Origin of the sequence: Kribbella steppae (assembly GCF_004342025.1) — a bacterium.
In the GTDB taxonomy this organism is placed as follows: Bacteria; Actinomycetota; Actinomycetes; order Propionibacteriales; family Kribbellaceae; genus Kribbella; species Kribbella steppae.
This window is the reverse complement of sequence record NZ_SLWN01000001.1, coordinates 103069-123175: the sequence shown is the minus strand read 5'-3', so window position 1 is coordinate 123175 and position 20107 is coordinate 103069. Positions and strand designations below refer to the sequence as shown.

Genomic DNA, 20107 nt, shown 5'->3' with positions numbered 1-20107 from the left:
CCGAGGAGTGGCCGTGCTGGCTCTGAGCTCCGACAACCCGATCGTCGAGGACGCCTTCGGCTGGGCCCGGAAGCGGGCGCTCGACTGGGTCCAGACCGATGCCGCGGCGGGCAACCTGCCGTCGTACTGGGCCGGCTACCCGTCCCGGCCGATGTTCTACTCGCGCGATGTCTGCCACCAGGCGATCGGGGCGCACCTGCTCGGTCTGGACGCGGAGAACTTCGCGATGTTCCGGCACTTCGCCCGCTCGGCGACGCCGGCCCGGAAGTGGTTCCCGATCTGGGCGTTCCACTTCGACGGGCGGATCGCCGCCCTCGACTACCACCACGACGAGCACTTCGTCCGGGAGATCCCCGCGGTGTTCGACCTGACCTACCGGGCGCTGGAACAGCACGACTGGACCGGTGACCGCCGCTGGCTCGATGACGCCGACCTCGCGGCGTACTACCGCCACAGCATCGGTGCGTTCGTCGAGGCCCACGACTCCGACGGCGACGGCGTACCCGAGGCGGGAGGGACCGGCGACATCTTCCTCGGCACCGCCACCTACAACGAGCGGGAGGCGCCGCTCATCGTCGCGGGCGACGGCCTGGCGCTGCAGTACGCCGTACTCCGCAAACTCGGCCACCACGCCGAGGCCGAGCGGATCCAGGCGACGTTCCTGAACGACTGGTGGAACGGGGAGCAGTTCGCCCGCGGCCGGACCAAGGACGGACTCGACTACGGCTGGGGGCTGGAGTCGCACGATCTGGTCCCCCTGTTCGGGCTCAGCGGGACCGGGGAACGCAACGAGCGGCTCCTCGACTACGTGGAAGCCCAGCTGGAAACCCACCCGCCGCTGAACATCGAGTCGTTCAGCTACCTGCCGGCTGTGTTCTTCAAACATGGTCGCGACGAGTCCGCCTGGCGCTGGACGAAGCACCTGATCGACAGCCGGGACGACTACCCGGAGATCTCGTTCACCGTCGTCGAGCACCTGGTGGCCGGTCTGCTCGGGCTGCGGCCGGACGCGCCTCACGCGGCGCTGACCATCGAGTCGCATCTGCCCGCCGAGATCGGCCGGCTGACCGCCGACCACGTCCGGGTCGGCGAGTGGGACCTGCGCATCACCCAAGAAGGCCGGCACACCGCCGAGATCACTGTGCACAGCGGACCGGGGCCGCTGACGGTGAGGGTCGGTTCGGCCGGACCACACACCCTCGAACCCGGTCGGACCGCCCGGGTCAGCACTCAGACCAAGGACCCTTCATGAAGCTTCCCAACCGCCTCATCCCGGCGATGGCCGCCGTACTGCTCGCAGCGGGCTGCGCCACCGGCAGCCCGCCCGCCGCCAACACCGGCGGCGACAGCGGCAACGCCGACATCAGCTTCTCGTTCTGGGGTACGAACTCCGAGGCCGCCTCGCTGAAGGCGATCGCGGCCGCGTTCGAGAAAGCCAACCCCGGTACCAAGGTGACGACCAACTGGATCCAGGCCGACTACGAGCAGAAGCTGCAGACCTCGATCGCGGCCGGTACCCAGTCCACCGTGATGGAGATCAGCAACACCAGCCTGGCCGGGTTCGCGCCCAGTTTCGCCGAGCAGCAGGTGGACCCGGGCAAGTTCGTCCAGCCGAACATCTCCGAGTCGCTGAAGTACGACGGCAAATACTACGCGATGCCGTTCACCGCCAAGCCCAAGGTGATGGCGATCAACGTGGACGCGTTCAAGGCTGCGGGACTGCCGTTGCCGAGTGCAACCACCCCGCTGACGCTGGACGAGTACCAGGAGGTCGCTGCCAAGCTGTCCCACGGCGAGGGCAAGAGCCGGGTGTACGGCGCGAGCAACCTGTGGTTCAAGGGCTGGCTGACCGCGGCCGGAGGCGGGTTCTACAACGCCGACGCGACCGCATGCACCTTCGGCGACGCGCAGGGACTGAAGACCGCGCAGTACTTGGTGGACATGCAGAAGAACCGGTACGCGCCGACGTCGCTCGACATCCAGGGGCAGGACCAGGCGCAGTGGTTCGCGGCCGGCCGGCTGGGCACGTTCAGCGACTTCGGGCCGTGGACGATCGCCGACTTCGCCAAGATCAGCAAGCCGAACTGGACCCTCGTCCCGGTCCCGGGCAAGGGATTCCCGATGGAGGTCGGCGGGTTGGCGATCTCGAAGAGGGCCAGTGGCAAGCAGTTGGAGACGGCGAAGAAGTTCGTCGAGTTCGCCAGTTCGAACCCGGACGCGCAGAAGCAGTTGATCCAGGGCAACACCGCGCTCGGCGTACCGATCATCGCCGAGTCGACCGGCACGCTGGAGAAGGTACTCCCGGCCGAGCGGAACCTGGCCGCCTTCACCACCGCGATGAAGACCGGACTGGTCAGCCCGTCGGTGCCGCGGGAGGCGCAGATCTCCGGCGACGCCGACAAAGGCATCACCAGCTACACCGCGCTCGGCAGCGGCAAGGACGATGTGGCGAAGATCCTGCCCGGGCTCAACGACAAGTGCACCGCCGCGCTGAAGCAGTGAGGTAGGCGATGAATCCGACCATCGGCTGGATCCGGAGCCTCGCGGAGTCCTGGGGCGTACCCGCCGTACTCGTGCCGCTGGTCCCGTTCCTGCTCCTGCTGATCGTCCTGTACGCCGTCATCGGACTGGCGGCGTACGGGGCGAAGCGGAAGTGGCCGCGGGCCGACAAGACGATCGCGTTCTGGCTGTTCATCTCACCCTGGCTGATCGGATTCGCTCTCTTCACGGTCGGCCCGATGCTGTCCTCGGTCTACGTCAGCCTGACCTCCTGGGACCTGATCACGCCGCCGAAGTTCGTCGGTCTCGCCAACTACAGCGAGGCGTTCCAGGATCCGCGGGTCGCGCAGGCGTTGAAGGTGACGTTGCTGTACGCGGTGATCAGCGTTCCGCTGCAGACCGTGCTGGCGTTCCTGGTGGCGCTGCTGCTGAACGCGGACCTGCCCGGAATGCGGTTCTTCCGGACTGTCTGGTACCTGCCGAGCCTGGTGTCCGGCGTGGCCCAGATGGTGCTGTTCCTCTGGGTGTTCAATCCGCAGTACGGGCTGGCGAACGACGTACTGGGCAAAGTCGGGATCGAAGGTCCGGGGTGGTTCAACGACGCGTCCTGGGCGTTGCCGACGGTGATCCTGATGAGTCTGTGGACGGTCGGCGGGGCGATGGTGATCTACCTGGCCGGCCTGAAGGACGTGCCGGTCAACCTGCAGGAAGCCGCCGCGCTCGACGGGGCCGGCGCCGTCCGGATCTTCTGGCACGTGACGCTGCCGCAGTTGTCCCCGATCATCCTGTTCAACGCGCTCACCGGCATCATCGGCGCGCTGCAGATCTTCACTCAGGGCTTCATCGCGAACGGCGGCCCGAAGGACTCGCTGCTGTTCTTCGTCTACTACCTGTACGACAACGCGTTCCAGAACTTCCGGATGGGCTACGCGTCCGCGCTGGCCTGGATCCTGTTCGTCGTCATCCTGGCGCTGACCGCCGTGACGGCGCGGGGGAGTGCCTTCGCCGTGTACTACGAGACCGAACTGTCGGGGCACCGCCGCCGATCGAGTCGCCGACTGAGGAGGAAGTAATGGCCGTCGTGGCCGAAACCCGTCCGGTCGCCGTCGCCTTCCGCACCGACCGGCCGTTCTGGCGGCGCAACGTGCCGCTCACCATCACTCTCTACGTCGTCCTGGTCCTCGGCTCGGTGGCGTTCGTCTACCCGTTCCTCTGGATGATCGCGACGTCGCTGCGATCGCTGGCCGGGGTGGGCAGTTCGGGCGCGAGCGTGTGGCCGCAGGAGTTCCTGTGGGACAACTACACCCGAGCGGTCACGTCGTTCCCGTTCTGGCGGTACGCGCTGAACTCGGTGCTGACGACGTTCATCCCGATCGTCGGGACGGTGTTCTCGTGTGCGCTGGCCGGGTTCGCCTTCGCCCGGCTGCGGGTGCGGTTCTCCGGGGTGGTGTTCGCCGTCGTCCTGGCGACCATGCTGCTGCCCGGCGAGGTGACGATGGTGCCGCAGTTCATGCTGTTCAACAACCTCGGCATGGTCGACACGCTCTACCCGTTGATCCTGCCGGCCTTCTTCGGGTCCCCGTTCTTCATCTTCCTGTTCCGGCAGTTCTTCGCCCGGATGCCGGCCGAGCTGGCCGACGCCGCGGTCGTCGACGGCTGCGGCTGGTTCCGGATGTTCCTGCTCGTCTACCTGCCGCTGGCCCGGCCGGCCGTCGTCGCGGTGTCGATCCTGCTGTTCATGGGGTACTGGAACAACTTCCTCGGCCCGGCCATCTACATCAACTCCGACGAGTGGAAGACGCTGCCGCTCGCACTGGCCGGGTTCCAGTCCGTCAACGGCACCGACACGCCGTTGCTGATGGCAACCTCCGTGATGATCACGCTGCCCTGCCTGGTGGTGTTCTTCGTGGCTCAGAAGCAGATCACCAACGGCATCACCTTCACCGGCGGCCGCTGACGTATGGACAGACAGCCACGGAGCGTTCTCGTACTCTCTGTGGTCATGCAACGAGCCTCGCGGACGAGCCACCCCAGCCACATCGCCCATCCAGGTCGCGCTGGCATCAGCTGATCGGATGATGCCGCAGTACGTCAGATAGCGCGGCGGTAGGCGGGGAGAGCCTCCGCCAAGGTCGGGTAGTGGTCTGGTCCGATGCTCCGGATCAGGTCCACCAGCCACTTCGCCGCGCCGGAGGTGCGCACCCATCCACCATGCTTGACGGCCAGGTTGTGGGCCTCGGCGAGTACGTCGATGCCGGCCGGCTCCATCACGGTGACGCGCCGCAGGTCCACCACGAGCTTCGGCAACTTGGTGGTGATCACGCGCTTGAGCTCGGTCTCGAACGCCGACGCCGTGACGCCGTCGACCTGACCGGCAACCCGCACCACAGCACACTCACCAACAGCGCTCCACCCGCACACAAACGGTCCACTCACTTCCGACGGCGGCCGAGCGGACGCAACCACACGCGGCTCCGGGACAGGACTTTCCACTGACGTCTCCTCACATCCAGCACGGCGACAAACCCATTGAACAGCCGCCTTTCAACCGTCTAGGTACCCGCCAGCTAACCCCCGGCTACTGTGTGTAGTAATGCTGGAAGACTGGGTGCTCTGGGCAGGCGGTCAGGCGGTTAGTTCGATGAGGGTGGGGAGGTGGTCGGAGGCGGCGGCTAGGTCTTCGGGGGTGGCTGGGGTGGGGAGGACTCGGCCGGTGAGGGGTGGGGTGAGGTGGGCGCCGTCGATGCGTTTGTGGGGGTTGGTGGAGCTGAAGGTGGGGCCGGCGTCGGCGCCGAGGTCGGTGAGGCCTTCTTCGGCGAGGCGTTTCCAGACCGGGCCATCGGGTTCCTCGTTGAGGTCGCCGACCAGGAGGTACGGCGTACCGAAGGAACGGCAGCCGCGGAGGACCTGCTCGAGCTCGTGTTGCCGGCCGAGGATGTGGAGGCCGAGGTGACAGACCACCAAGGCCAGCGGCGTGGAGCCGAGGGTGATGCGGCCGCCGACCGCGCCGCCGGGCAGTTGGGTCGCGATCAGCCGGAGCCGGCGGCGGACGAACGGGCGCCAGATCCGCCAGTGCAGCGGTTCGGCGACTTCGATGCCATCGGCAACCAGAATCGCGTTGCGGGCCGACGCGGCGACGTACTGCATGCCGAAGCTGTCCGCCATCGCCCGGCGCTTCCGCCGCGTGCCCCACCAGGTCGGCGCCTCCTGCACCAGCATCACGTCCGGCGCGCACGCCTTCACCACCCGAGCCAGCGCCGCCCGGTCGTCACCCCACCGATGCACGTTGTACGACAGCACCCGCAGCACCGCCGCATCACCGGGCGGTCCGAGCTTGCCCGCCGTACCCGAGCCAGGTTCGCTCGCCGTCCCAGATCCCGGGTCGGGACCGAGGGTCATGCTTCGGGGTCGCCGTTCAGGTCGGCGTGGTGCAGGTCGTCGGGCGCTGCCGCGCGCATTCCGGTACGACGGCCGGCTGACTTGCGAGCGGCTCGTTCGAGGCGGGTCGTGCGGTTGCGGGCAGCCGCGGTCTTCGCCGTGACTGCGGTCGTCTTGACCCGAACCCGACGCAGCCAGGTCGCTTCCTCGCGGGCCAGGTCGGCAGCACCGACCATGCCGGCCTCAGGACCGAGCACAGCGCGTACGATCCGCGCCTCCGGCCGGAACCCGCGCCCCGTCAGCGTCCGCTTGAACGCCTCCCGCGCCGGCGCCAGCAACAGCTCACCAGCATCCGACACACCACCACCGATCACGAACGTGCCCGGATCCAATGCAGCGGCGAGGTTGGCGAGACCTATCCCGAGCCAGCGGCCGACGTCCTCCAGCAACTCGACCGCGACCGGATCCCCGTCCTTGGCCAGCTCGGTCACCATCGGTCCGTTGATCTTCCGCGGATCGCCGTCGGCTGCCCGCAGCAGGTTGTGCGCCACCGGCGAACCCGAGAGCGCCAGCTCGCGCGCCTCGCGGGTGAGCGCGTTCCCCGAGGCGTACTGCTCCCAGCAGCCGCGGTTACCGCACTCGCACCGATGCCCGCCGGGCACGACCTGCATGTGCCCGAACTCGCCCGCGATGCCGAACTTCCCGCGCTGCAGCGAGCCGTCGTTCAGGATCGCGCCGCCGATCCCGGTGCCGAGCGTCACGCAGACCAGGTGGCTCTCGCCCTGACCACCGCCGAACCGCCACTCGGACCAGGCGGCCGCGTTCGCGTCGTTCTCGACCACCACCGGCAGCCCGAGCCGGCGCTCGACCGCGTCCCGCAGCGGCTCGTGCCGCCAGGCGAGGTGCGGGGCGAACAGGACCGACGACCGCGTCCCGTCGACGAAGCCGGCCGCACCGATGCCGACCGCGATCACGTCGTGCCGGGACTCCAGGTCGCGAACGATCTCCGCGATCGCGTCCTCGGTCTCCCGCGGGTCCTTCGTCGGCGTGTCCCGGCGCAACCGGTCCAGGATGTTGCCCTCCGGGTCGACCACGCCCGCGGCCACCTTGGTGCCGCCGATGTCGATCCCGATCGTCAATGCCTGCGTCAGAGCCACTGCACGAGCCTCCTCGTCGTACCCCCGACCCCCGCCGAGCTACCTCCAGTATCCCGCGTCCGCCGGTCCACCAGCCGGTACGCCGTCATGCAGGTGCCGCGGTGGCGGGGCGGCGGGCCAGGTCGGCGGCGCCGATGATGCCGGCGTCGGTGCCCAGCTCGGCCAGGCCGAAGCTCGGGTGCGGCCGGTTGGCCTTGGCCGGGAGATGCTTCTCGAACGCGACCTGGGCCGACTTCAGCAGCAGGTCCTTTGCCGCGCTCACCCCGCCGCTGATGACGATCGTGGTCGGGTCGAACAGCGTCGCGATACTCGCCAGACCCTCGCCCAGCCAGCGGCCGAGGTCGTCCAGGAGTTCGACCGCGCACGGGTCGCCCGCGGTGGCCGCCTTGGTGATCATCGGCCCGGTCAGCTCGGCCGGATCCGAGATCCCGCACACGCTCAGCATCTGCGCTGCCGCCAGCGACCCCGACTCGGCCTGCGCCCGGCCCTCCCGGACCAGCGCCCGGCCCGACGCGTACTGCTCCCAGCACCCGCGCGCACCGCAACCACACCGATGCCCGCCCGGTACGACGCGCATGTGCCCGAGCTCGGCCGCGACACCATAGGCTCCGCGCAACAGCTCGCCTTCGATCACGACGCCGCCGCCGATCCCGGTGCCGACGGTGATGCAGACCATGTGGTCGACGTCCTTGGCCGCACCGAAGGCGAACTCACCCCAGGCCGCGGCGTTCGCGTCGTTCTCGACCACGACCGGGATCTTGAGCGTCTCCGCGAGCCGGGCGCCGAGCGGCTCGTCCCGCCAGGCGAGGTTCGGCGCGAACAGCACCGTCGACCGGTCCGACGAGACGAACCCGGCAGCGCCGATTCCGACCGCCTCCACGGCGTCTCCGGCGATCAGTTCGGCCGCCGCGTCGCAGATCGCCGCGGCGGTCTCGTCGACCGACTCGGCCGGGGTGTCGCGCTGTGTCCGGGCGCCGATCGCTCCGTTCGCGTCGACGACACCGGCTGCGATCTTGGTCCCGCCGACATCGATGCCGATGGTCAGTCCCATGGTTCGGGGTCCTCACTCACGTCGATCCGGTCCACCCGGGACCGGGTCGGCTCCTCCTGCTGGGCTGCGCGTTCCGGGGAACGCGACTCTGCGTCCTCCCGCGCCTGCCGGGCAGCCTCCGCCGCTGCCTCCAGCAACGAGCGCACCGACCCGAGCACATGTGCCGCGGCCGACGACAGCTGCTCAATCGTCTCCGGGCTGGTGTGCCGCACCTTGTTGATCAGCTGGCACACCGGACACCACTGACACTCTGGCCCGCGCCCGATCCCGTGCTCATGTGCGTCGTCCGGCCCCGGCACGTCCTCGTGTACGTCGTCCAGCCCGACGTCGTCCGAGGACGTCGTACGGGCGTCCGCGGCCGACGTCGTACGGGCGTCCGCGGTCGGCGGCGTTTGCGTATGCGCGGCCTGCTGGAGGACAGCGAACAGCTTCGCGGCTTCCTCGGCGACGGAACCGATCGGCTCCTTGGTCAACGGCCCTCCCCGATGGCGGCTTCACGCTCGAGTCGCTGCGCGTGGTATTCAGCTGTCAGCCCCTGCGCTAGCTCCTGCGCGGACTCCAACGGCCCAGTCCCGCTGGGTAGGTCGGATGTGACCGGGCGAGCCGACTCCCGCGGCGCGAACCGCACCTGCAGTCGCCCGTCGTCCAGCCGCGCACCCGCGACGACTCCGCGCGCCAGCGCGGCCGGCAACGGCAGCACGCGGCGGTAGGACCCAACCGTGATGATCAGTTCGTCCCCGTGCCGCGCCAGCTCCAGCTCACTCGCGGATGCCAACGGCAACGGCATGGTCAGCGTGTACGTGCGCCCGTCGGTGTCGATGTGCCGGTCCACCCACAGCGACGTCTCGTCCGTCGCACGGGCGAACGGGTCGTCACCGCCGTACATCTCGACGGCGAAAGCGGCCAGCTCCTCGACGCCGACCGGCTCACAGACCCGGTACGGCGATTCCCAGATCGGCAGCGGCCGGAACGAGTCGGCGACCTCTTCGAGGATCCCGCGCTGGGCAGCGACCCACTGACGACGCCAGGTGTCCGCACCAGCAGCCGGGAACACCCGGTTCGCCACCACGCCGTCCACGCGATACCCGTACAGCGAGAGCCGGGTCAGCGACCGTCGCGCCTCGGCCACGACCACCGCCTCCGGCGTCAGCACCAGCCGCACCGAGGCGTCCGGCCCGGCCAGCAGGGTGCGGATGTCGGACAGGTCGCTCTGCAGCCGGCGCAGCGCGTCGAAGACTGTGTCGTCAGGCATCGGGATGCCCGTCGAATGGCTGAGGAACGGCCTGAAGGTCCGCATCACCTTGCGTTCGGCGTTGAAGATGCGGTCCATGTACCAGTTCAGCGCGTCGGGCAGCGCGAGCAGTCGCAGCGTCTCCGCCGTCGGCGCGCAGTCCACCACGATCACGTCCCAGCGCCCGGATCGGACGTGGTCGCGCACCTCGAGCAGCGCGAGCACCTCCTCGGCACCCGGCAGCACGGTCAGTTCCTCGGCCTCGATCGGATCCACCCCGACCATCTGCAGCACCGACCGCAGATACGCCTGGATGTCACCCCAGGACCGCTCGAACCGGCGCTGCGCGTCGATCTGCTGAACGAACAGCAGATCGTCGATCTCGGTCGGCTCACCGCCGACCTCGGAGTCGAACGCGTCCGACAGCGAATGCGCGGCATCGGTCGACAGCACCAGCGTGCGCAGCCCGCGCAACGCGGCGAGCGTGGCGGTCCCCGCGGCGGAGGTCGTCTTGCCTACGCCGCCCTTACCTGTGTAGAGCAGAACCCGAGTCACTGGATCAGGACTCGACGCGCTTCTTGAGCCCCTTCAGGGCCGTGTCGATGATGACCTTCTCCGCTTTGCGCTTGAGCATCCCGATCATCGGGATCGCCACGTCCACGGCCAGCCGGTACGTCACCTCGGTCCCCTCCGCGCCCAGGTCGCGCAACACATAGGCGCCGTCCATCCCCTTCACCATCTTGGCCTGCACCAGCGTCCAGGTCACCTCGTTGCGGGACCAGGTGTAGTCCAGGGTGTACTCGTCCGAGATCGCCCCGGCATCGACCTTGAACCGGACCTGCTTCGGCCGGCCCGCCTCGTCGGTGGACAGCACCTCGGTCTCCCGCATCGAGTCGGCCCATTCCGGATACGCCGCGAAGTCCGCGATCACGGTCATGATTTCTTTCGGGGTCGCGTTCACCACGATGCTCGAGGTGGTCTGTTCCGCCATCGATTCACCTCTTTGCTGCCGGGCCGGGACGTGCTGTGACTTCTGCCGGGACCGCTGCGGGGCGGTTCCCTCCCCGGAGACTATCGTGGGTTCGGATCCGGTACGGCGCTCGCCCGCGGCGCGGCCCGCCTCGGCCTCGTCCTTGAACCGCCACAGCTGCTTCCGGTACTGCGCGACGTACCTCTCCCGCAGCCTGGCCAGCGCCCGGCCGCGGACCGGCTCCGCCGGATCGACCCGTAGATACCAGTGCACCACCACCCCGTCGCGGACCGGTTCCAGCCACCATTCCGCCGTACCGATCGCCGCACCGGTGACGGCCCAGCGGACGCCCTCCAGGCCGCGCCGCTCGGACGGGATGAGGGTCAGGTCCGGCCACCACTCGCGCCAGAGGGTGTCCGAACCGAGCCGCTCGGCGACGTAGGCTGGATCAGCAACGACCAGGTCGTCGCAACTGATGTCGAGCGTGGGCATTGCTACAGGGCACCTGTTCCTTGAGTCACATGAACCTGGCTACTTGTGGGTAGGTGACTGTAGCGTGCGCCGGAGTCGACAATTCGTGACCGACTGAGGAGACGACGCGGATGCGTGAGTACACCGTTCCTGCTGTGACCGAAGCGCCCACCGGGAGTCTGAGCGACCCCGTCTGGGCGAACGCGTCCTCTCATCCTGACACCGCCGTGTTCAGCCGCAGAGCCGAGGGCGGCTGGCTGGACGTGAGCGCTGCCGAGTTCGCCCGTCAGGTCACCGGCGTCGCGAAGGGCCTGATCGCGGCCGGGGTCAAGCACGGCGACCGGGTCGCCCTGCTCAGCTCGACGCGGTACGAGTGGACCTTGGTCGACTACGCGATCTGGAGCATCGGCGCGGTCACCGTGCCGATCTTCGAGACCTCGTCCGCATCCCAGATCCAGTGGATCCTGACCGACTCCGAGGCGGTCGCCGCCGTGGTCGAGAGCCCCGCGCACGGCGCCGTGGTCGAGTCCGCCCGGGCTGACGCGGCGGGGCTGCAGGAGGTCTGGCAGATCGAGGCCGGCGCGGTCGAGGAGCTGACCGTGCTCGGCCAGCAGATCTCCGACGCCGAGTTCGACAAGCGCCGTACGGCGGTCGAGTCCGGCGACCTCGCGACGCTGATCTACACCTCCGGTACGACGGGCCGGCCGAAGGGCTGCAAGATCAGCCACGCCAACTTCATCGCCGAGCTCGACCCGGCGGTGAAGGTGCTGGACGACCTGTTCGACGTCAACGGCGCCAGCACGCTGCTGTTCCTGCCGCTGGCGCACGTGTTCGCCCGGATCATCCAGGTCGGCTGCGTGATGATGCGGGTCAAGGTCGGCCACAGCTCGGACATGAAGAACCTGGTCGACGACCTCGGTTCGTTCAAGCCGACCTTCATCCTGAGCGTGCCGCGGGTGTTCGAGAAGGTGTTCAACTCGGCCAGCCAGAAGGCGCACGCGGACGGCAAGGGCAAGATCTTCGACGCCGCAGCGGAGACCGCGATCGCGCACTCGCAGGCGCAGGACAAGGGCGGCGCGTCGTTCGGACTGAAGGCCAAGCACGCGCTGTTCGACCGGCTGGTGTACGGCAAGCTGCGCGCCGTCCTCGGCGGCCAGGTCCAGTACGCCGTGTCCGGCGGCGCGCCACTCGGTGACCGGCTCGGCCACTTCTTCCGCGGCATCGGCGTACCGGTGCTGGAGGGCTACGGCCTGACCGAGACCACCGCCGCGGTCGCGGTGAACCTGCCCGACGACATCCGCATCGGCACCGTGGGCCGGCCGCTTCCTGGTGTGACGGTCGGTGTCGCGGACGACGGTGAGCTGCTCTTCAAGGGCGGCCAGGTGATGCAGGGCTACTGGAAGAACGACGACGCGACGGCTGCGGCGATCGATGCCGACGGCTGGTTCCACACCGGCGACCTGGGCGAGTTCGACGTCGACGGGTTCATCCGGATCACCGGGCGGAAGAAGGAGATCCTGGTCACCGCTGCCGGCAAGAACGTCGCGCCCGCCGTCCTGGAGGACCGGATCCGCCTGCACCCGCTGGTCAGTCAGTGCATGGTCGTCGGCGACGGCAAGCCGTTCATCGCCGCCCTCGTCACCATCGACCCCGAGACGATCGTCGGCTGGGCCACCGAGCGCGGCAAGCCCACCGACGTACCGTCCCTGGTGGACGACGCCGACCTGATCGCCGAGGTCCAGACGGCCGTCGACGAGGCCAATGACGCCGTCTCCAAGGCCGAGGGGATCAAGAAGTTCACCATCCTCCCCAACGACTGGACCCAGGAGTCCGACGAGCTCTCCCTCAAACTCTCCCTCCGCCGCCACATCGTCACCCGCAACCACCAGTCCGACATCGACGCCCTCTACGCGAAGTAACCGACCGCGGCCCCACCACTCACCGCATCGAACCCAATGACGCGCGGCCGCTGGGTCTTCACTCCGGAGAACACGATCGACTCCATGAGCGGGACTATCGGGCACGACATCTGCGCCGAGTTGGGTTAGCGGCGCAACGGGCCAGGGCAGCGGCGCAACGGCGGCGTCAGCTGCGGAGGAAGAGGAGGACGGCCAACACGCGGCGGGATTCGCTTCCCGTGGAGGGGAGGCCGAGTTTGGCGAAGATGCTGGAGACGTACTTCTCCACCGCGCGGACCGTGATGACCAGTTGATCGGCGATGCCCTGGTTGGAGTTGCCGGCGGCCATCAGCCGGAGGACCTCGCGTTCGCGCGGAGTCAGTTGGTCCAGCGGATCGTCGGTACGACGCCGTGACAACAGCGTGGAGACGATGGTCGGGTCGATCGCCGATCCGCCCGCGGCCACCCGTCGTACCGAGGCCAGGAAATCGGGGACGTCGCTGATCCGGTCCTTCAGCAGATAGCCAACGCCATCGGCCGAGTTGGCGAGCAGCTTCATCGCGAGGGCTGGTTCGACGTACTGGGACAGCACGAGTACGGCGACCTCGGGGTGCTCGGCCCGGATCTCGACCGCTGCCTGGAGACCCTCATCGGTGTGAGTCGGCGGCAGTCGAATGTCGACAATCGCAACATCGGGCAATTGAACTTTGAGCACCGCGCGAAGTTCGTCTGCGTCGCCACAGCTGGCCACGACGTCGAACCCGGCCTCGCTGAGCAAACGGGCGAGACCTTCGCGCAGCAGCACGCTGTCTTCGGTGATCGCTACTCGCACGGCAGTTCCGCCCTCAGTCGAGTGCCGCCACCGCGTGGGGTCCAGATCCGCAACCGCCCGCCGAGTGACTCGACCCGGTCGGCCAAGCCGCGGAGTCCGGTGCCCTTCTCGGTGTCGGCGCCGCCGATACCGTCGTCGACGACCTCGACTACGAGCAGACCGTCGACCCGGCGCACGTCCACGCCGGCCGTGCGTGCGTGGGCGTGCTTGCCGATGTTGGTCAGGCTCTCGCTCACCACGTAGTACGCCGCGACCTCGACCGCTTCGGCCAGGCGGTCGTCCAGCGCGACCGTCAAGGTGACCGGCACCGGCGCGCGAGCAACCACGGATTCCAAGGCGACCGCGAGCCCGTGCGCGGTGAGAACAGCCGGATAGAGGCCGCGCGCGATGTCGCGGAGCTCATCGAGTGAGGTCGAGATCTCCCTACGCGCCTCGATCAGCAGAGCCTTCGCCTCCGGGTCCGAACCCAGCCTGGTCTCGAGTACGCCGAGATCGAGCGAGAGCGAGACGAGTCGCTGCTGGGCTCCGTCGTGCAGGTCCCGCTCCAGCCGCCGGCGCTCCTGGTGGCCGGCCTCGAGCACCCGGGCCCGGGAACCGCGCAGTTCGATGACATTCGCCCGCAACTCTGCCTGTAGCCGACCGGTCTCGAGGGCGATCGACGCGGCGGCGCTGACCGCGTCGAGCAGATCAGGCTCCTCGTGCAGAGCCGGGTCGTGCAGGAGTGCCGCGACCCGCTTCCCGTCCTGATCGATCATCGTCACCCGAACCGGATCCGCAGGCAGCTCTACCGGCCGACCGTCCTGGTCCGCCCAGCAGCCGAACTGCGGCAGCCAATAGACCAGGTCCACCGACGGATCCCGCAACGCTTGCGCCAACGGAGCGCGCAAGTCGATCGGATCGCCGCGCAAGGCGAGCACCAGGTCGCCGACCGCCGTACGGGCGAGCCGGGCCCGCAGCAGACCACCGAGATACGCGATCGGCGCAAGACCGATCAAGGCGAGGCTGACGTCCCGGATCGCCGGGAAACCCGGGCCTTCGAACACACCGACGATGAGCAGGACCGCGATCATCAGCAGGCCGAGAACGAGGGCGTCGATGAGTAGAGCGAGCGATCGGCGCAGCGGCCGGCCGTCCGTCCGTCGCCGCGCGACGAGCAACCCGGCACCGGTGAGTGCAACGCCGCTGATCACGAGCAGCTCGATCATGTGCAGCGGGTCGGCCACCTCCGGTACGTCGGCGATTGTCAACAAATGACTGCCGCCCGGACCACCGAGCATCATCACCACCAGCTGGACGCCAAGCGCGAAGGCGTACCCGGTTCCGATCAGCACCCGCTCGTACCCGTGCCGCAGGTGACCGCCCGGAAACGCCAGGCTGACGTGCACGACCATGACCAGCGGCACCAGGTCCAGGGCCTGCCCGATGGTGTGGGGGAGTGCGGCATCCGCCCAGTTCAGTGCAGTCGCCAGGGTCGCGAAGCCGGTCGCGATCATCAGCGGCCCGAACCGATTCGCCGGACGACGGGCCCAGGCGATGAGTCCGCCACAGGCGTACGACGTCGCGATCCACAGGATCAGAAACGCGTGGACCGGGTCGACGTCACCGGCCGCGGCGAGCGCGACCGCCGTACCGACTCCGACCAGCAGAGCGGCGGTCGTCAGCACCAGCGCGGGTCTTGTCGCCATCGAGCCCCCTTGCTCAAGCTACGCGCGCCGACCAGAAAACCGAACCCCTGAACGGCCAGTCAGCCGCCTTACCGTCCACCTCCCCGGCTGCCAGCGTTGAAGGTGTCCGAGGGGGGCAGCGATGAAGACACGCATCATTCAGAACGAGCCCGGCGAAGAGGCCGTCCAGGCAACCAGCGAATCAGGAAAGAGCCTGCCGGCCGCGGTGGCGGAGGTGGCCAGGTTCACGCCGACCGCGTCGTACCAGCGTTTCGCTTACGTCTGCGGGGCGCTGCTGGCGCTCAGCGGACTCTTCCACCTGGTCGTCTATCTGGTCGACGGCGGACCGTGGGGAGGACCGCTGTCGTGGCGCAAGCCGATCGTGTTCGGTCTGTCGTTCGGCATCACCCTGGTGACGATCGCCTGGCTGATGCCCTTCCTGCGGGCCAGGCGACTGACCGGCTGGATCGTCGTCGGACTGTTCGCCGTGGCGTCGCTGGCCGAGGTGTTCCTGATCTCGATGCAGACCTGGCGCGGCGTCGCCTCCCACTTCAACGAGACGACGCAGTTCGACTCATCGGTCTTCTCGTTCATGGGCATGCTGGTGATGTTGCTGGCGGTCCTGACGGTCTACGTGACCGTCCGGTCGTTCTTCCGGATGGACGCGCCGCCGTCACTCGCCTTGGCGATTCGCCTGGGGCTGCTGCTGATGCTGGTCAGTCAGGCGGTGGGTGCGCAGATGATCGCCGAGGGCGGCAACACGTTCGGCGCAGCCGGCGCCCTGAAGGTGCCGCATGCCGTCACGTTGCACGCCGTCCAGGTCCTGCCCGCGTTGGCGATCCTGCTGCTGGTCGCCAGGTCCACCGAGCGCCGCCGCGTCAAGATCGTCGCCCTCGGTGCAGTCGGGTACGCCGTACTGATCGCTTCAACGCTCGTGCAGACGTACGACGGCCGCGGCCCACTCGACCTCAGCCCACTCACCTCCGTGCTTGCCCTGGTCGGTATCGCCATCCTGGCCGTCGTCGGTGTGGTGACCCTGAACGGGATCAGGCCAGGGACTCGCTGAGGAAGCGGTTGACCTCGTTGACCAGGACCGGCCAGGCGGGTTCGTGCCGACGCTCCCAGGCCGACCTGTCCCGGGCGCTTCAGGGAGCGCAGCGTGCCATCGCCGCGCGGGTCAAGGGGCCGTGGATGCTGTCCACCGGTTCGGACCTGCGGTACCCGACGACCATCGGTGCGAGCCAGACCCGGATGGACAAGCTCGTCAACAAGTACCTGGACCGCGTCCTCGCAGCCGTTTCCGACGACCCGATCGTGAGCGCCGCGTTCCTTCGCGTACTCAACATGGTCGACGAACCCCAGGCTCTCTTCTCACCACGCCTCATGCCCCGCATGCTCCTGGGCCGCCGGCGCCGCCCGGCCACCGTCCCGAACGCCTTCGTCATCGACGAGCAAAGCCCGGCCTTCAGCTCCTGAACTCCAGAAGCGGACTAGTCACCACCTCACGCCAGCGGCCTCGGTGGCCGTTGGCGTGCAGGCGGTAGTAGATGGTTTCGCGGCGGTCGTCGTCGGCGGTGCCGGAGTGTCCACCGATGTTGTGGCCGAGAAGATAGTGCGCGAAGAGAACACCTCCGGCCGGGCCGGACACCTGGAGCGGGGAGCCGAGGTCGATCTTCGGGTAAGGGCCTGGATTCATCGCGTCAAGGTCGGTGAGGGCGTCGGCGCCGTGTTCGGCGAGGTAGGCGCCGAGGCCGAGGTGCGTCCCAGGCCAGACGTAGAGATTGCCGCGGTCGAGCTGTTCGTGGTCGGTGAGCCAGAGCCCGGCCAGCATCGTGAAGGTGCCTGGCACGCCGTCCGCTGCGAGAGGCGTCAGCCCGTCGACGTGCGGGCCGCCTGGGCGGTGCGGCCAGGGCGGAATCGTCGTGGCGACCTGCGCGAAGTCTGGCTCCTCGATGGACAGATCAGGACGGATCAGTTGTCCCGCAAGCTCACCCAGCCCAACCTCGCGATAGAGATCGAGCAACTCGTGCCCACCGTTGAACCTGGGCCAGAGGAAGTGAAAACCCACATCCGTCGGCGGCTCCTCCTCGAGCATCGCCGCGACGGTACGACGAGCGGCCGCAAGCTGCGCGTCCGTCAGTACGCCGGGGACAACGACGTACCCCTGCTCCCGGAACTGCGCGCGCTGCTCGTCGGTGATCCGCCGCATCCGGCCAGTCCACCAGCGCGCGAGCCGACCGGCAAACGAATTAGCTCTTGCGGCGGTTGAGGAAGGCGCGCATAGCTTCCTGGGCGGTGGGGGAGCCGAAGAGGCCGGCCGATAGCTCGGCGAGGTCCTTGCCGCGGGCATCGATATCGGCGAGGAGCTCGCGGTTGAGGAGTTTCTTGGTTTCGTGCAGGCCCTGGGGGACGCCCTTCAGCAGCGACTCCAGCATGGTCAGGACCGCGGAGTCCAGGTCGTCGTCGGGGACGGTGAGGGTGACCAACCCCAGGAGGGACGCCTCCAGCCCGTCGAACGCGTTGCCGGTGAGGAAGGTGTAAGCGGCGGCTCGGTCGGAGAGCCGCGGGATGACGGTCAACGAGATGGTCGCTGCCGCGAGACCCAGCCGCACCTCGGTGAGCGCGAACGTCGAGCTGGCTGCCGCGACGCTGATGTCGGACGCGGCGACGATCCCGATCCCGCCGGCCCGCACCGGTCCGGCGACGCGCGCGACGACCGGCTTCGGGTTGGCGACGATCGCCCGCTGGACGTCGACCATCCGCTGCGCGCCGACACCCATGCCGACCGTGGTCGCCTCGGACAGGTCGGCACCGGAGCAGAACACATCCAGCGCCGACCGGATCAGAATCACCCGTACGGCGTCGTCCGCGCCGGCCGCCTCCAGCTGTTCGAGCAGCTCACCGGTCAACTGCTGCGAGAGCGCGTTCTTGTTGTGCGGCGAGTCCAGCGTGATCGTCGCCACGCCGTCGGCAACCCCGAGGTGCACCAGTTCGGTCATGTGCACATCCAACACCCACTTCGGCCTCGCTTGCTGTAACCAGCCGCACAAGACCAATCAACCGCACAGGCTGCAGCGTCAGGCTTCCGGTGGCGGAGCGGTCGGACCGAGGGGATCCGCGTGCCGGTGGACGATCTTCCAGCCGTCGTCCTCCTGGCGGAAGATCATCGTCGCCCGCAGCACGTGCGGCAGCGCCTCGGGCCGGTGCACGTACCTCACCGTGCAGCGCTCGATCGCGACGTAGTACGCCGTATCCGAGCTGACATGCTTCTCCAGATACTCGAACTCGACCTTCGCGTCACTCGGGCGGAACTGCGCCGCCGCCCACTCGTAGCGCGGCCCGACCTGGGACCAGCCGACCTCCTGGCCGCCGAAGCCGCCGAAGATCGACGTCTGCTCGCTGCGTGACACCAGCGGCATCCACAACGACGCGTCCCCGTTGACGAAGGCCGTGTTGGCCTCCTCGAACTGGCGCAGGAACAACTCGAAGCTCTGCGTCACCGCGGTGTCTCCTGTCCGTTGGGGCGGAGACACCAGCGTCACCCGCGCACCGGCCGGCTGGCAAACGGGTTCCGGCCTGACGACGCCTCGGTGACACCCGGGACGGCGAGGCGGCGCCGGGACGGGTGCCCTACTTCTTGGCGTCGTAGTCGGGGGAGAGCTCGCGGGCCAGGTGCTCGATGAAGAGGCCGACATCGGTGACGATGCCGCGGGCCTGGGACGAGCCGCGGTCGGCCAGCTTGGTCACCGTGGCCGGGTTGATGTCGACGCAGGTGAGCGGGATGGAGGCCGGCAGGATGTTGCCGGTAGCAACGGAGTGAAGCATGGTCGCGGCCATCAGGCAGTAGCCGACACCGGGTAGCTCGGCCCGCATCGCCCGCTGGCCTTCGAGAACGTCGGTGTAGACGTCCGGCAGCGGCCCGTCGTCGCGCACCGACCCGACCAGGACGAACTTGTTGCCCTTCTTCACCAGCGCGTGCATCACCCCCGAGGTGAGCACTCCCTGCTCCACCGCGGCCGCGATCGAGCCCGCCTTGCGGATCGTGTTGATCGCCCGGATGTGGTGCTCGTGGCCGTGCTCCACGCCGCGGCCACGGGCCAGGTCGACGCCGAGCGACGTACCGTAGAGCGACGACTCGATGTCGTGGGTGGCCAGTGCGTTTCCGGCGAACAGGACGTCGACGAAGCCGGCCTCGACCAGCGCCACCATGGCCGGCGCGGCGCCGGTGTGGACGATGCCCGGGCCGCCGACCCAGAGCACCTTCTGACCGTTCGCCTTCGCCTCGCGCATCCCGTCGGCGACCTGCTTGACCAGCACCCGCTGCGGCTTCTCGCTGGAGACGTCGGACTCCATGAAGCCGAACCCCTCCTCGGTGTTCACCGCGATCGGGGGCGTGACCTTGACGCCCTGCGCGCTGGTGATGATCCGCATCCCGGCGAGTACCTCGGACATCGGGATCGTCCGGACGCTCTCACCTTCGACCAGCAGACCGCAGTCCATCTCCGGGTTCTGTACGGCGACCCAGTGGCCGCCGAGCCGGACGCTGGTCGGCAGGTTCGTGGTCGAGTAGAAGCCGTCCGGGAACACGCCGTCGGTGGACACCTCGGTGATCTCCGGCGTGCCGGGGTCGACCAGGTTCGCGCCCTTGGTCTGGATCCGCATCAGCAGCCGCTGCAGGGACTCCTCGTCGTCCGCGCCGACCGTCATCCGGACGGTGGACGGGTCGTCCTTGTCGTAGCCGAGGTCGAACCTGTCCAGCGTGTACTCACCGCCGTACCCGCGGATGTCGTCCAGCACCCGGGACAGCAGCCCGGAGTCCATCAGGTGGCCGGTGATCTCGACGGTCTCGGTGACCTGCACGGGTGTACCTCCCTCGGCATTCGTCGGATTGTCCGACGATCCGCACTGTAGCGTGCCGATGTGACAAGTGCTTCACCCGGACCACACTCCGGTACG

General features: G+C 68.5%; 19 protein-coding genes and 1 pseudogene. 7 read left to right on the top strand and 13 right to left on the bottom strand.

Annotated elements, in window-relative coordinates:
- Positions 1–13 precede the first annotated feature (13 nt).
- Genes EV652_RS00565 through EV652_RS00550 form a run of 4 tightly spaced genes read left to right on the top strand, consistent with a single transcriptional unit; the run spans position 14 to position 4456 of the window.
- Positions 14–1252, top strand: a complete 1239-nt coding sequence (locus EV652_RS00565) for a hypothetical protein (protein WP_132206960.1) — start codon at positions 14–16, stop codon at positions 1250–1252.
- Entirely contained in the window at positions 1249–2502 is a 1254-nt protein-coding gene (locus EV652_RS00560; protein ID WP_132206959.1) for an extracellular solute-binding protein, read from the top strand. The genes EV652_RS00565 and EV652_RS00560 overlap by 4 nt, the downstream gene beginning before the upstream one ends.
- An 8-nt stretch (positions 2503–2510) precedes the next feature.
- Complete coding sequence (locus tag EV652_RS00555; protein WP_132206958.1) at positions 2511–3572, top strand: carbohydrate ABC transporter permease; 1062 nt, start codon at positions 2511–2513, stop codon at positions 3570–3572.
- Positions 3572–4456 (top strand): carbohydrate ABC transporter permease, encoded by an 885-nt coding sequence (locus EV652_RS00550; protein ID WP_132206957.1) that lies wholly within the window; start codon positions 3572–3574, stop codon positions 4454–4456. Before EV652_RS00555 ends, EV652_RS00550 begins: the two co-directional genes overlap by 1 nt.
- 134 nt (positions 4457–4590) lie before the next feature.
- Here the strand turns inward: EV652_RS00550 and EV652_RS00545 are convergent, their stop codons facing one another.
- The 7 genes and pseudogenes from EV652_RS00545 to EV652_RS46085 all read right to left on the bottom strand — a co-directional run bounded on the left by EV652_RS00545 (position 4591) and on the right by EV652_RS46085 (position 10778).
- Positions 4591–4920 carry an STAS domain-containing protein gene (locus EV652_RS00545; RefSeq protein ID WP_500784483.1) on the bottom strand — a complete coding sequence of 110 codons (330 nt, stop codon included), beginning with the start codon at positions 4918–4920 and terminating at the stop codon, positions 4591–4593.
- A 204-nt stretch (positions 4921–5124) separates the two neighbouring features.
- Complete coding sequence (locus EV652_RS00540; RefSeq protein ID WP_158441059.1) at positions 5125–5898, bottom strand: endonuclease/exonuclease/phosphatase family protein; 774 nt, start codon at positions 5896–5898, stop codon at positions 5125–5127.
- A gap of 16 nt (positions 5899–5914) precedes the next feature.
- Positions 5915–7016: pseudogene (locus EV652_RS00535) on the bottom strand (ROK family glucokinase).
- A 103-nt stretch (positions 7017–7119) separates the two neighbouring features.
- A complete protein-coding gene (locus EV652_RS00530; RefSeq protein ID WP_132206954.1) occupies positions 7120–8085 on the bottom strand; it encodes an ROK family glucokinase in 966 nt (321 codons plus the stop codon).
- On the bottom strand, positions 8076–8558 hold the full coding sequence (locus EV652_RS00525) for a hypothetical protein (RefSeq protein ID WP_132206953.1): 483 nt from the start codon (positions 8556–8558) through the stop codon (positions 8076–8078). Before EV652_RS00525 ends, EV652_RS00530 begins: the two co-directional genes overlap by 10 nt.
- Entirely contained in the window at positions 8555–9871 is a 1317-nt protein-coding gene (locus EV652_RS00520) for an ArsA family ATPase (protein WP_132206952.1), read from the bottom strand. Before EV652_RS00520 ends, EV652_RS00525 begins: the two co-directional genes overlap by 4 nt.
- Before the next feature lie 4 nt (positions 9872–9875).
- On the bottom strand, positions 9876–10778 hold the full coding sequence (locus tag EV652_RS46085) for an SRPBCC family protein (RefSeq protein ID WP_132206951.1): 903 nt from the start codon (positions 10776–10778) through the stop codon (positions 9876–9878).
- 110 nt (positions 10779–10888) lie between these two features.
- Between EV652_RS46085 and EV652_RS00510 the strand changes: the two genes are divergently transcribed.
- A complete protein-coding gene (locus tag EV652_RS00510) occupies positions 10889–12676 on the top strand; it encodes an AMP-dependent synthetase/ligase (RefSeq protein ID WP_132206950.1) in 1788 nt (595 codons plus the stop codon).
- A 166-nt stretch (positions 12677–12842) separates the two neighbouring features.
- Here the strand turns inward: EV652_RS00510 and EV652_RS00505 are convergent, their stop codons facing one another.
- Both EV652_RS00505 and EV652_RS00500 read right to left on the bottom strand, forming a co-directional pair.
- Positions 12843–13487 carry a response regulator transcription factor gene (locus EV652_RS00505; protein ID WP_132206949.1) on the bottom strand — a complete coding sequence of 215 codons (645 nt, stop codon included), beginning with the start codon at positions 13485–13487 and terminating at the stop codon, positions 12843–12845.
- Positions 13478–15172 carry a sensor histidine kinase gene (locus tag EV652_RS00500; protein ID WP_132206948.1) on the bottom strand — a complete coding sequence of 565 codons (1695 nt, stop codon included), beginning with the start codon at positions 15170–15172 and terminating at the stop codon, positions 13478–13480. The genes EV652_RS00505 and EV652_RS00500 overlap by 10 nt, the downstream gene beginning before the upstream one ends.
- Positions 15173–15293: 121 nt before the next feature.
- Here EV652_RS00500 and EV652_RS00495 point away from each other — a divergent pair, with 121 nt between their 5' ends.
- Together EV652_RS00495 and EV652_RS00490 are read left to right on the top strand one after the other, a co-directional pair.
- Positions 15294–16217 (top strand): hypothetical protein, encoded by a 924-nt coding sequence (locus EV652_RS00495; RefSeq protein ID WP_132206947.1) that lies wholly within the window; start codon positions 15294–15296, stop codon positions 16215–16217.
- 8 nt (positions 16218–16225) lie between these two features.
- Positions 16226–16627, top strand: coding sequence for a hypothetical protein (locus tag EV652_RS00490; RefSeq protein ID WP_158441058.1), 402 nt, complete (start codon positions 16226–16228; stop codon positions 16625–16627).
- On the opposite strand, the gene EV652_RS00485 is transcribed toward EV652_RS00490, so the two are convergent.
- The 4 genes from EV652_RS00485 to EV652_RS00470 form a co-directional block, all read right to left on the bottom strand.
- Entirely contained in the window at positions 16617–17360 is a 744-nt protein-coding gene (locus EV652_RS00485; protein ID WP_158441057.1) for a phytanoyl-CoA dioxygenase family protein, read from the bottom strand. The genes EV652_RS00490 and EV652_RS00485 overlap by 11 nt on opposite strands.
- Before the next feature lie 40 nt (positions 17361–17400).
- Positions 17401–18150, bottom strand: a complete 750-nt coding sequence (locus EV652_RS00480; protein WP_132206944.1) for an enoyl-CoA hydratase-related protein — start codon at positions 18148–18150, stop codon at positions 17401–17403.
- A 78-nt stretch (positions 18151–18228) separates the two neighbouring features.
- Positions 18229–18651 carry a YybH family protein gene (locus EV652_RS00475; RefSeq protein ID WP_158441056.1) on the bottom strand — a complete coding sequence of 141 codons (423 nt, stop codon included), beginning with the start codon at positions 18649–18651 and terminating at the stop codon, positions 18229–18231.
- A 130-nt stretch (positions 18652–18781) separates the two neighbouring features.
- A complete protein-coding gene (locus tag EV652_RS00470; protein ID WP_132206942.1) occupies positions 18782–20011 on the bottom strand; it encodes an ornithine cyclodeaminase, nickel-pincer nucleotide-dependent in 1230 nt (409 codons plus the stop codon).
- Positions 20012–20107: the final 96 nt, after the last annotated feature.

Coding starts and splice junctions, on each gene's coding strand:
- EV652_RS00560 (WP_132206959.1), top strand. CDS start 1,249: ATGAAGCTTCCCAACCGCCTCATCCCGGCGATGGCCGCCGTACTGCTC.
- EV652_RS00555 (WP_132206958.1), top strand. CDS start 2,511: ATGAATCCGACCATCGGCTGGATCCGGAGCCTCGCGGAGTCCTGGGGC.
- EV652_RS00550 (WP_132206957.1), top strand. CDS start 3,572: ATGGCCGTCGTGGCCGAAACCCGTCCGGTCGCCGTCGCCTTCCGCACC.
- EV652_RS00540 (WP_158441059.1), bottom strand. CDS start 5,898: ATGACCCTCGGTCCCGACCCGGGATCTGGGACGGCGAGCGAACCTGGC.
- EV652_RS00530 (WP_132206954.1), bottom strand. CDS start 8,085: ATGGGACTGACCATCGGCATCGATGTCGGCGGGACCAAGATCGCAGCC.
- EV652_RS46085 (WP_132206951.1), bottom strand. CDS start 10,778: ATGCCCACGCTCGACATCAGTTGCGACGACCTGGTCGTTGCTGATCCA.
- EV652_RS00510 (WP_132206950.1), top strand. CDS start 10,889: ATGCGTGAGTACACCGTTCCTGCTGTGACCGAAGCGCCCACCGGGAGT.
- EV652_RS00500 (WP_132206948.1), bottom strand. CDS start 15,172: ATGGCGACAAGACCCGCGCTGGTGCTGACGACCGCCGCTCTGCTGGTC.
- EV652_RS00495 (WP_132206947.1), top strand. CDS start 15,294: ATGAAGACACGCATCATTCAGAACGAGCCCGGCGAAGAGGCCGTCCAG.
- EV652_RS00485 (WP_158441057.1), bottom strand. CDS start 17,360: ATGCGGCGGATCACCGACGAGCAGCGCGCGCAGTTCCGGGAGCAGGGG.
- EV652_RS00480 (WP_132206944.1), bottom strand. CDS start 18,150: ATGACCGAACTGGTGCACCTCGGGGTTGCCGACGGCGTGGCGACGATC.